This is a genomic window from Streptomyces sp. NPDC054841 (assembly GCF_053611045.1).
Window position 1 is genome coordinate 1 of the sequence record NZ_JBSGZO010000284.1, and the last position, 11,166, is coordinate 11,166.

General features: G+C 71.3%; 11 protein-coding genes. 7 read left to right on the plus strand and 4 right to left on the minus strand.

Annotated elements, in window-relative coordinates; genetic code table 11:
• Nucleotides 1–18: 18 nt before the first annotated feature.
• The gene (locus tag ACWGI8_RS29530; protein WP_453665479.1) at nt 19–825 is read left to right on the plus strand and encodes a maleylpyruvate isomerase family mycothiol-dependent enzyme; all 807 of its coding nucleotides are present in this window, start codon (nt 19–21) and stop codon (nt 823–825) included.
• Nucleotides 826–933: 108 nt separating this feature from the next.
• On the opposite strand, the gene ACWGI8_RS29535 is transcribed toward ACWGI8_RS29530, so the two are convergent.
• Nucleotides 934–1,308, minus strand: a complete 375-nt coding sequence (locus tag ACWGI8_RS29535) for a DUF6461 domain-containing protein (protein ID WP_453665499.1) — start codon at nt 1,306–1,308, stop codon at nt 934–936.
• Between the two features lie 502 nt (nt 1,309–1,810).
• Between ACWGI8_RS29535 and ACWGI8_RS29540 the strand changes: the two genes are divergently transcribed.
• Nucleotides 1,811–2,992, plus strand: coding sequence for an FAD-dependent monooxygenase (locus ACWGI8_RS29540; RefSeq protein WP_453665481.1), 1,182 nt, complete (start codon nt 1,811–1,813; stop codon nt 2,990–2,992).
• Nucleotides 2,992–4,530 carry a hypothetical protein gene (locus ACWGI8_RS29545; RefSeq protein ID WP_453665483.1) on the plus strand — a complete coding sequence of 513 codons (1,539 nt, stop codon included), beginning with the start codon at nt 2,992–2,994 and terminating at the stop codon, nt 4,528–4,530. The genes ACWGI8_RS29540 and ACWGI8_RS29545 overlap by 1 nt, the downstream gene beginning before the upstream one ends.
• 228 nt (nt 4,531–4,758) lie before the next feature.
• Here ACWGI8_RS29545 and ACWGI8_RS29550 read toward each other — a convergent pair whose 3' ends face one another.
• A complete protein-coding gene (locus ACWGI8_RS29550; protein WP_453665485.1) occupies nt 4,759–5,118 on the minus strand; it encodes a nuclear transport factor 2 family protein in 360 nt (119 codons plus the stop codon).
• A gap of 25 nt (nt 5,119–5,143) precedes the next feature.
• Complete coding sequence (locus ACWGI8_RS29555) at nt 5,144–5,929, minus strand: SDR family oxidoreductase (protein ID WP_453665487.1); 786 nt, start codon at nt 5,927–5,929, stop codon at nt 5,144–5,146.
• A gap of 97 nt (nt 5,930–6,026) precedes the next feature.
• On the opposite strand from ACWGI8_RS29555, the gene ACWGI8_RS29560 reads away from it, so the two are divergent.
• Together ACWGI8_RS29560 and ACWGI8_RS29565 are read left to right on the plus strand one after the other, a co-directional pair.
• Nucleotides 6,027–6,545 carry a winged helix-turn-helix transcriptional regulator gene (locus ACWGI8_RS29560; RefSeq protein ID WP_453665489.1) on the plus strand — a complete coding sequence of 173 codons (519 nt, stop codon included), beginning with the start codon at nt 6,027–6,029 and terminating at the stop codon, nt 6,543–6,545.
• Nucleotides 6,546–6,669: 124 nt separating this feature from the next.
• Entirely contained in the window at nt 6,670–7,248 is a 579-nt protein-coding gene (locus tag ACWGI8_RS29565) for a suppressor of fused domain protein (RefSeq protein WP_453665491.1), read from the plus strand.
• Nucleotides 7,249–7,350: 102 nt separating this feature from the next.
• Here the strand turns inward: ACWGI8_RS29565 and ACWGI8_RS29570 are convergent, their stop codons facing one another.
• A complete protein-coding gene (locus ACWGI8_RS29570) occupies nt 7,351–9,789 on the minus strand; it encodes a SpoIIE family protein phosphatase (protein ID WP_453665493.1) in 2,439 nt (812 codons plus the stop codon).
• A gap of 399 nt (nt 9,790–10,188) precedes the next feature.
• Here ACWGI8_RS29570 and ACWGI8_RS29575 point away from each other — a divergent pair, with 399 nt between their 5' ends.
• On the plus strand, nt 10,189–10,443 hold the full coding sequence (locus ACWGI8_RS29575; RefSeq protein WP_453665495.1) for a response regulator transcription factor: 255 nt from the start codon (nt 10,189–10,191) through the stop codon (nt 10,441–10,443).
• Between the two features lie 296 nt (nt 10,444–10,739).
• Nucleotides 10,740–11,166 (plus strand): nitrate- and nitrite sensing domain-containing protein (locus ACWGI8_RS29580; protein ID WP_453665497.1); only part of this gene is annotated, 427 nt, incomplete at its 3' end.

The window sequence follows — 11,166 nt, forward strand, 5'->3', positions numbered from 1 at the left end:
CGGTGATAGAGAGTCAGTATGACAACGACACTTGATTTCGCCGTCCTGCTGCGACTGATCGACGAACGGTCGGTCGCGTTCCGGGCCGCGGTCGCCTCCGCGCCCGGCCTCGACGTGCAGGTGCCGACCTGCCCCGAGTGGACGCTGTTCGATCTGGTGCAACATCTGGGCGAGGTGCACCGCCACTGGGCCGCCACCGTCGCCGCAGGACCTGCCACCGCTCCCCCGGCCGAGACCGCTTCACAGGGCGCCCCGGCAGCGCCCCGGGAGCGCGAGGCACTGTTGGCCTGGTCGGCCGAGTCGACGATGCAACTGCTGAGCGCGCTGCGCGAGGCCGGTCCGGATCGCGGTTGCTGGACGTGGTGGGGTGCGTCGGAGTCGCCGCAGACGTCCGGTGCCGTCGCTCGGCACCAGCTCCAGGAGATCGCCGTGCACACCTACGACGCCCAGATCACCCTGGGTGCCCCGCAGCCGCTGCCGGACGAGGCGGCACTCGACGGTGTCGACGAGTTCCTGTCCACCTGCTGCGCAACGACGAGTGCCTGGCCGCACGAGGCCGCTGCCGTCGACTTCCACGCCACCGAGGGCCGCTCCTGGCGCCTCTCGCTCTCCGCCGACGGCGCACGGATCACCCGTCTGCCCACGCCCGGCGAAATGCCCGCCACCGCTGCCGGCGAGGGCCCTGATGCGGCCGCTGCCTCTGCCCGGGGCACGGCCGGTGAGCTGGTCCTCACCCTGTACGGCCGAATTCCGGTGGACTCCCTGAAGCTCGACGGCGACCGACGTGTCTTCGACCTGCTTCAGGCCTGGGAGCCGGAGGAGTAGGACGCCGGGTTCCGGGTCGAGGCCGACGCCCTGGCCGCGCTCGCCGAGCGGCCACTCAGGTGCTGCGGGGGCCGCCCGCTCGGTCATGATGAGAGCCGTAACGTCCCGTCAAGGGCGCCTTCGGCGTCGTCTGCGGCGATGGCCTTCGGTCACCCTTGACCGGCCGTTCAGGCTCTTGGCCATCAGCGCCTTCTCCTCATTGACGCCGTGCCAGCCGTTGGGCTCAACCATGAAGGTCCACGAGCCGATCGGGGTCATGCCGAACCGTGTCCGCGTGCCGCTGAACGGGACGTAGAAGTCATAGGCGGCTTCGACCAGTGCCGTGAATCCGGTGCGTGCGGGTTCGGCCCGGCCTCCGAGCCGACGCGGCAACTCCGCTGGAGGGACCTCGTGGACGAGGGTGATGCGGTATGCCTCAGCAAGGTCCGGGAAACGTTCCTCGAACCACATGTAGTCGGTGGTATCGGCAGTCGTGCCCGTGATCCTCGCTCACACCTCTGACAACGCATGAGTTCCCGCAGCCACAGTGCATGGTTGCAGATCGACAGAGACGTGACCCTTGCGTTGCGAACCCTCTGGCGGTCTTCGTAGGCGGCTTGGCGGAAATAGGCGGAACCAGCGAGAAGGGCGCCCTCGGTGGGTGGGGACCAATCGTGTCCCGGCCGTGTCTCGCTGGTCTGCGGTCCGTCCTGCTGGAGGCGGTGCGTGTCCTGCCGCCTTCGAGCCGCTGGAGCCTGCTCGGTGCGCACCTGCGTCGTCGACACTTTCAAGCACACGGCGGAAGGGGTTTGCCTTGGCCGGCCGGTCCGCCCTTAGGCACGTTGACAGGCGCCTGTCGGCATGTTGCTATGAGGCGCCGCTCAGCCGGACCTGCGCCGCGTCGCATGCCGCTCGGCGGAAGCGGCACCGGATCGACGGTGCTTGACCGGGGCGGTGTCCCGATGCCGCCCTTGGAGCAGCGCCCCCGACCCCAGAGCGAGGACCCATGCCGCAGCGCGCCGCGACCATCGTCGGCGGCGGAATCGGCGGCCTCGCGGCGGCCATCGCCCTGCACCGCCGGGGCTGGCGCGTCGAAGTGCTGGAACGGGCCCCGGAGTTCACCGAGATCGGCGCCGGCATCTCCCTGTGGCCGAACGCGCTGCACGCGCTCGAGGTGCTCGGCCTGGCCGGCACCGTCCGGGCACTCGGCGCCGTCGAAGCCGTGGGCGGCGTACGCGACCGCCAGGGCCGCTGGCTGTCCCGTACGGACAACGCGGAGCTGACGCGCCGCTTCGGCCATCCCCTGGTGGTCCTGCACCGCGCGGACCTGTTGCGGGCGCTCACCGAGGCGCTGCCCGCGGACAGCCTGCGGCCGGGCAGCGAGATGTCCGCGGTCCGCGACGACGGCCACGGCCTGGTCGTCGATCACCGTAGGGGCGAGTCCCGGCCCGACCTCGTGGTCGGGGCCGACGGGCTGCGCAGCGCCGTCCGCCGAGCCCTGTGGCCCGACGCGGCCGGTCCCCGGTACGCCGGTTACACGGCCTGGCGCATGGTCACCGAGCCCCTCGCCGAGCCGCCCTCAGAGGGCGCAGTGACCTGGGGCCGCGGGGCGAGGCTCGGCTACACGGCGCTGCCGGGCGGGCGGATGTACTGCTTCGCGACCGCGTCGCTGCCGGCGGGAGCGGCCTCCGGCTCGTCCGAGTACGCCGAACTGCTGCGCCGGTTCGGGTCCTGGCCGGATCCCGTCCCCGCCCTGCTGGCCGCCGTCCCCGCGGACGCGGTGCTCCGCCACGACCTGTACGACCTTCCGCCGCTGCCCTCCTTCGTCCGCGGCCGGGTCGCGCTGCTGGGCGACGCCGCCCATGCCATGACCCCAAATCTGGGCCAGGGCGCGTGCCAGGCGCTGGAGGACGCGGTCACCCTCGCCCACTGCCTCGACGGGACCCCGGACGTGGCCGCCGCGCTCCGCTCGTACGACCTGCTGCGCCGCCCGCGGACCCAGGCCATCACGCGCCGCTCCGCCCGGCTCGGCGCAGTCGGCCAGCTGTCGTGGCCCGCCGCGGTGCTGCTGCGCGACACGGCCGCCCGGCTGACGCCGGCACGGGCAACGCTGCGTGCCATGACGCCGGTGCTCGGCTGGACCGCGCCCGCTGACCCCGTGACGGCGACGGAGAGCGAGAGCCACTGATGCCGGACTGGACGTATCACCCGCTGCGCGGCTTGGCCGCTGCCGTCCTCGGCCGGGGCCGTTCGCAGCGCACCGCACTGCGGCTGCTGGCCTCGATCGGCTCCCGTCCCGCCGGCGCGCGGCTGATAGCCCGCGGGTTCGGCCACCGCCATCCACCGGAGCGGCTCGCCGGCGAGATCGCCGGCGTGCCCGTGACCGTCCGCCTCGGCATATCCGTCCCGCCCTCGCTCGCGCGCGAAGCGGTACGCGCCATGCCCCCGCTCGGGGCCGGTGTCGTCGAGGTGGCGCCCGTCTCGGCGGCCGACGCGGAGACCGTACGCGAGGCCGCTGCCGGCCGCTCGATCCCGTTGGTCGTCCGCGCCTGCGACCCGGAGGCCGAGGCCGCCCTCAAGCCCCATGTCGACGGCTTCACCGGCGGGGACGACCCGCACGTGGTCCATGTGTCCGACCCGTCGGTCACCGCCGCGGCCGCCGCGCTCGAGGAGCCGGGCGCCGTCGTGCTCGCCCGGCCCGGGGTGCTCGTCGCGGCCGGACCCGGCTGGTTCGCACGGGTCACCGAGGCGGCCACGCCCACCGCGCCCGCTCCGGTGCTACGGGACGTCGGCCGCGATCCCCGCCGCTGGCCCGCCTGGTGGTGGGCGCTGCTCGTCGGGCTCGGTATGACGGGCGCCGGACTCGGCGCCGCGGCGATCACACTCGGGCCGGTGCTGCTCTGGTACGACCGCGACTACCTCGGTATGACGCTGCACGAACTGCATGCCGCCAACCACCACCTCGTGCACTTCCTCCAGCACGACCGGATCACGATGGCCGGCACGATGGTGGCGATCGGCGCCCTCTACACCGGCCTCGCCGTGGGCGGGATCAGACGCGGCTGGCCCTGGGCCCGCGAGACGTATCTGCTCTCGGGGGCGATCGGCTTCCCCACCTTGTTCTACTTCCTGGCCACCGGCTTCGTCGAACCGCTGCACACAGCCACCACCGTCGTGCTGTTCCCGATGTTCGTGGCCGCGGTCCGTCGGGCCCCGCACGCCCCGCGGTGGCGCCTGGCGCCCGAAGGGCCGGAGCCGGAGCGCCGGCGGGCGCTCGTCGGCCAACTGATGCTGATCGTCACGGGAGCGGGGCTGTTCGTCGGCGGAGCGGTGATCTCGGTGGTCGGTCTGACCGGCGTCTTCGTGCCGACCGACCTGGCCTTCCTGGGCACCGGCACGCAGACGCTGGAAGCCGTGAATCCCCGGCTCGTGTCCTTCGTCGCGCACGACCGCGCAGGGTTCGGCGGCGCCCTGATGGCCGCCGCGGTGGCGATCATTCTGCTCAGCGCGTGGGGCTGGCGGCGGGGTGAGGCCTGGGTGTTCTGGACCCTGGCCGCGGCGGCGGCCGCCGGCTTCCTGCCGGCTGTCGTGGTGCACGCGGCGATCCACTACACGGACTTCATCCACCTCGCGCCGGTCTACTTCGGCATCGCCATGACCGGCACCGGCCTGCTGCTTGCGCGTCCGTACCTCTGCGCCGAGGCGTCGGCGAGGCCGATGGGCTGACGGGCCGCCCCGGCGAGCGCACCACCGTGAGCGCATGGACGACTGGGATACCCCGGTCCACCGAGCCGGCAGCTGTACGCGGTGGGCCGTCCGGGCCCCGGCGAAGGCCCGATCGTGCTTGAGGCTGATGCGGACCAGGTGGCTGGGTGGGCACGAGGGCTGGGACGGGGCGGTCCGCGGTGGGTGGGGTCTCTCTCGTGGGCCGGAACAGGTCGTGTGGGAGCGGGCTCAGGGTTCGATGACGAGGTGTTCGATGAGGTCGTCGCGCAGCGTGAATCGATAGCGGAGATCGATGGTGCCGCCGGGGAAGTTGCCTTCGAGGTGGTGTGTGGCGATGTAGTGGGCCGTGTTGGTCTGCTGAGCGTTCGTGAGGTGGATGGTGTAGGTGAACTCGGTGGCGGATCGGTCCAGCCACTGCTCAATCGCGGCGCTGCCCTGGTAGGTGTTGCCGTCGTCGATCACTGCGGCGTCATCGGTGAACGTCGTGACCGCGGTGGCGGTGTCGTGGGCGCGGTGCGCAGTGAGGTAGCGGGTGATCACCTCGGGCAGGTCGTCCGGGGTAATGGTCCGGGGCTGGTTGTCGTGCATGACGCTCCTGATGGCGGTGGCGGGTTCAGACGGTGGGGGTGGTGCCGCCGTCGATGACGTGTTCGGCGCCGACGATGGCCGAGGCACGGTCGGAAACGAGGAAGGCGACGAGCTCGGCGACCTCCTCGGGCCGGTTGGGACGGCCGAGCGGGATGCCTCCCAGGGAGTCCATGAGCCGACCCAGCGCCGCTTCCTGGCTGATGTCGGCGTCGTGGGCGATCCGGGCGACGAGGTTGTCGGCGGCCGAGGTCTGGACGAAGCCGGGCGAGACGGCGTTGACGCGGACGCCGTGCGGGGCGACCTGGTTGGCCAGGCCCTTGCTGTAGGTGGTCAGGGCGGCCTTGGCGGCGGCGTAGGCCAGGGTGCCGTTCCACAGCGGCATGCGGCGCTGGATCGAGGTGACGTGCACGACCGCGCCCTTGCCCGTGGCGATCATGTGCGGTAGTAGTGCGCGGTCCAGGCGGACGGCGGCCAGCAGGTTCGTGTTCAGCTCCCTTGCCCAGTCCTCGTCGCCGAGCGCGGCGAATCCTCCTGCCGGTGCCTCGGAGCCGCCGAGGGTGTTGACCAGGATGTCGACGCCTCCCACGCGGGCGTCCACCTCGGAGGCGACGTGGGCGGCGCCCTGGGCGGTGGACAGGTCGGCCGTGATGAACGTCTTCTCCTCGATGTCGTCGGGGCGGCTGCGGGCGGTGACCAGCACGGTCGCGCCGGCCTCGGCGAGCCGTCGGGCGATCGCGGCTCCGGTGCCCTTGGTGCCGCCGGTGACCAGAGCGCGACGGCCTTCGAGGGATTCGCTGACGGATGTGGTCACGGTGTGCTCCGTTCCCGGGCGCGGGTACGAGGCGCCGCTCCCGTCTCGACTGCTAAAATAGAAGCTACTAACTTCGATTTTAGCAGTAACTGAGGGGATGGTCGCCGTGGCAAGCCGGATCAGGCTGGAGGACCGGGAGTGCCCGCTGTCCACGACGGTGGAACACGTCGGCGAGTGGTGGACACTGCTGATCCTCCACGACGCCTTCGACGGCTACACCCGCTTCGACCGGTTCCAGGAGAGCCTGGGCATCTCCTCCAGCATGCTCACCACCCGGCTGAAGACCCTGGTCGCGGACGGTCTGCTGGAGCGCCGGCCCTACCGGACCAGCCCCGTCCGGCACGAGTACGTCCTCACCGAACTCGGGCGCTCCCTGCGCCCGGTGATCGTCGCCCTGGCCGCGTGGGGCAACTCCCGCCTCACGCCGACGGAGCGCAGCATGATCCTCGTCGACGCGCACAGCGGCGAGGAAGTCGAGCCCGTCGTCGTCGACGCCAGAACCGGCCGCCGACTCGACGACAGCGCCGCCTACGTCTTCACCGCGGGCCCCGCAGCCAGCGACGCGATGCGCAGCCGCTACGCGGCACGGCCGGCCATCCCCGCGGAAGAGGCGTAAGCCTGCCCGGAAGAGCCTCTTACGGCCTTGAGCAGGTCCGGGAGCACGGGCCGTACGTGTCGCAGCTCCATCACGCTGAGTGAGCCGTCAGGGGCGGTCGATCGAGGTCTGGGATGATCGCGCGGTGAGTGATGCAAGGCTGCCGGCTGCTGAGGCCGTTGAGTCACACGTCCGGGCGTTCTTCGAAGGGCACTCCGTGGAGGTCATCGACTGCGACCTCGGGCCGGAACGGCGAGAGGCGGTGCCCGGTCTGCGAGTTCTCGTTGTGGCGCCCGGCCCCCGCAGCGGCGGCTGGGCCTACGTGACCGCAGGGTGTTGGGCCGCGATGGAGAACGACGGTCATGGACTTGAGTTCGTCATGACCGCCCACGTCCGCGACCAGCGGTTCATCGACCTCATGGCGATGATCGCCTACTACCACTGTGGAGGACATCGGCTTGACCTGGAGCACAGCATGCCGATCGGCGAACCGTGGGTGCCGGGTTCGGCCTGCGACCACCTGTTGATCAGCCTGCCCTACCTCCACGGACCCGACCTTGAACACTGTCCGCTTCCACGGGGACACGCCCGCATCCTGTGGACACTGCCCGTGACGACCGCCGAGATCGAATTCCGCAGGCGTCACGGGCACGAGGCGTTGGAGCAACTCTTCGACGAGAGAGAGATCATCCCCACCGATCCCTTCAGGGCATCGGTCGCCTGAGTTCCCGGCCTCCGGCGGTCACCTCTCGGTCCGGACCGGCGCCTGCCCCACCTGTCATCGCGACATACCGAAGTCCGCACCAACGTGACCACGCCCTCCCTGCTAGAGGCTTTGTTCGGCCCAGATGGTCTTGCCGGTGGGGGCGTGCCGGGTGCCCCAGCGTTGGGCGAGTTGGGCGACGAGCAGCAGGCCGCGTCCGCCCTCGTCGAAGGTGCGGGCGCGACGCATGTGGGGCGTGGTGCTGCTGGAGTCGGAAACTTCGCAGATGAGGGTGCTGTTTTCGTGGATGAGGCGTAGCTGGATGGGTGGTCGGCCGTAGCGGATGGCGTTGGTGACCAGCTCGCTGACCATCAGTTCGGTGACGAATACGGCGTCGTCGAGTCCCCAGGTGGTGAGTTGATCGGTGGCGTACTGGCGGGCCTGGGCGACGATCGCGGGGTCGGAGGCCAGGTCCCAGGCGACGACCCGGTCGGCGTGCAGGACCAGGGTGCGGGCGATGAGCAGAGCGACGTCGTCGTCGGGGCGGTGGGTGAGCAGGGCCGTGAGAACCCGGTCGCAGACGGTGTCCAGGGCCTGGGCGGGGCGGGCGAGCGCGGCGAACATCTTGTCGAAGGCGTCGTCGATGTCGCGCTCGCGGGGTTGGAGCAGGCCGTCGGTGTAGAGGGCGAGGAGGCTGCCCTCGGGCAGTTCGGTCTCGATGGTTTCGAAGGGCAGGCCGCCCAGGCCCAGCGGCGGGCCGGCCGGCACATCCAGCAGATACACATCGCCGTCCGGGCTGACCACGGCGGGCGGGGGATGACCGGCCCGGGCCAGCGTGCAGTGGCGGGTGACCGGATCGTAGACCGCGTACAGGCACGTGGTGCCGATCCCCCCGGCAACCTCGGCACCGCCTTCCGCATCGCCCTCGTCCGCGGAGAGATGTATGACCAGATCGTCGAGGTGGGTCAGCAGCTCGTCGGGCGGCAGGTCCACATCGGCCAGGGTGCGCACCGCAGTGCGCAGCCGGCCCATGGTCGCAGAGGCACGGATGCCGTGGCCGACCACATCGCCCACCACCAGGGCCACCCGCGCCCCGGACAGCGGGATCACATCGAACCAGTCGCCGCCCACACCCGCCCCGCTCCCGGCGGGCAGATAGCGGGAGGCGATCTCCAGCCCCGCCTGATCGGGCAGTGTCTGCGGGAGCAGACTGCGCTGCAAGGTCATCGTGCTGGTGCGCTCCCGGGTGAAGCGGCGGGCGTTGTGGATGCTGACAGCCGCCCTGGCCGCAAGCTCCTCGGCCAGGGCCAGATCATCCGGACCGAACGGCTCCGGACGCTGGTGACGACCGAAGAGAGCCACACCAAGAGTGACTCCACGAGCACGCACCGGCACCACCATCACCGAGTGCGCCCCCTCCTCGCGGATCCAGGCGGCCCCCGGATCGTTCGCCACCCACTGGACAAGCGCCGGATCGGCCACCGCGTACACCGCGCCACGACCCGCGACCAGACACTCCGCCGCAGGCGAAAGCGCCGGATAGACCATCCCCTCCCCCACCTTGACCGGAGACTCCCGGCGCCCCTCGATCACCGACCGCGCAGCGAGGCGGCTCACGCGCACGGGCTGCCCGGCCGGCACGGCCGCCGGCATCTCGTCACCGTGCCGGGGAGAATCAAGGAGGTCGACAGCCACGAAGTCCGCAAAGCCAGGGACAGCAACGCCGGCCAGCTCCTGCGCCGTACCCGCGACATCCAAACTGGAACCGATCCGCGCGCCCGCGTTATTCAGCAACAGCATCCGCTGCTGGGCAAAATCCTCCCCCGGCCCGCGGTGCGCCGCCACGTACACCGCACACACCCGGCCGTCCGCATCCCGCAACGGAGCAAGCGAAGCCGACCAGCCACCCTCCGGGCTCACACCCGTGGGGCCGATGAAGGCCTTCACCTGCTGCGGCTCACCGGTCTCCGACGCCAGGCGCATCGCCCCCTCGGCCTCCACACTCACCGGATACGGCGCGATCTCCGGCAACCGCAGCCCGCGCATCTCGGCCTCCGCGAAGGACAGCACCCGCTCCATAGCGGCATTCGCCCGCACCAGCCGGAGATCTGCGTCGAACACCGCCCCGGCACAGGGGGACTGCACGAACACCCAATCCCCCAGCGCCCCGCCCGCGGGCGTCACCGGCCCGCCCGCCACCGCGGACACCACCAGCCACTCCACGCCCCCGCCGCCACCCGCCGCCCGCTGGTGCGCCAGCACTCCCACCTCCAGCCGCCGGCCGTCCTGGTGCCGTAGCGCCACCCTGCCGCCCCACCGCCCCCGCCCGGTCGCCGCCCGCCACGCCCTTTCACCCTCATCGCCGGCGTCGTCGGCGAGCAGGTGGGCGGCCGGGCGCCCAACGACCCCGGAGGACGCGTAGCCGAGCAGCCGTGTGGCGCCCTCGCTCCACCCCGTCACGATGCCCTGCCCGCTGATCGTGGCCGTGGCCGTGTACGCCGACTCGAGCGCGGCCTCCGCCTCGCCTCGCCGCTCACCAGAAGGGGTGGGAATCCGCTCCATCACCACTCATCTCACCCTCGCCTAAGCCCGCACGACCAACGAACCAGCCCAGCCACCCCACTGACAAGCATGATCCTGCAGGGCATCCAGCACCAACGCAGCGCTGCCGCGAGGACCCCGGCCCGGCCCCGGACCGCCGCCCATGCCGGCCCATGCAGGACGAGGCGGCAGACGAGTCGGCCCCCTGCACCCGGCCCAACCGTCAATGGACGTCGCCTGCAACCCGCTGACCTGGGCGGATAAAGAAAACTTCAGAAGATGTGCCACGTCGTGGAACCGGACCCCAGCCTTCCCGCGTGATGGACGGCAAATAACCCAATTTCGTCAATTACGCCGCATATGCACTGCTTCCGGGAGTGTGAGCAGCGATGCCCGAGCCGATCAGGCGGAGGAGGTCCGATGAGTCCCACGCCCACGCCGTACGCCGAAGCCCCCGCCCCCGCACCCGCACCCGCACCCGCACAGCTCGCGCTGGCCCCGCGCGAACAGGAGACACTGCGGCACATCGCCGCCGGACACACCTACCTGCAAACGGCCCGCCACATGGGGCTCTCCAAGCACACCGTCGACGCCTACCTCCGCCGCATCCGGGCCAAGCTCGGCACCCACAGCACCGCGGAACTCACCCGCCTCGCCGTCACCCTCGGCCTCTGACACCCGGCCACCCGAGACCTGCGGCGGCCCGGGCGCGGCCTCCCCTCCCCCTGATCGCCGCGACAGCCGTCGCGGCCCGCATCAACAAGAAGAGGCACATCGTCACCAGCATCGCCGTTCCGTGATCGACGGCATCGCTGTGGGCGAGGGGGCAGGCGGGGCGCTGCCCGCATCCGCGTTTCGGGAATATGTCCCGTGTCGCAGGAGGCGTTGGGCACGTCCCGTGAGCGGGGTGCAACTCGCCTCTTACGGAGGGGAAATGGCGTACTGACGGCCAGTCTCTAACGTCGTGCTCCGTGACCGAGAAGGGGCATGTGAAGCCCAGCGAACCCAAACACACCAACCGAACCGAACCCACCGAAGCCACCAGAGTGACCGAACCGGCCGCATTGTCCTCACCGGCCTTCCCCCAACGCCTGGCCCGCCTGACCCCGGGCTGGCGCACCATCCGCGGGCGGGTCGCGGTCGTGCTGGCCGTACCGACGTGTCTGCTGCTCGTGCTCACCGGGCTCGCGGTCGCGGACCGGGGCACCGACTGGGCCGCGGCCCGGGAGACCAGGGACCGGGTCGACGTGGTCCTCGGCGTACAGGCCCTGGTGCACGAGCTCCAGCGCGAACGGGGCCTCACCAACGGGCTCTTAGGCGGAGCCGACGAGTACCGGGACGATCTCGCCGCACAGCGGGAGCGTTCCGACTCCGCGCGTGCCGGCCTCACGGCCGTAC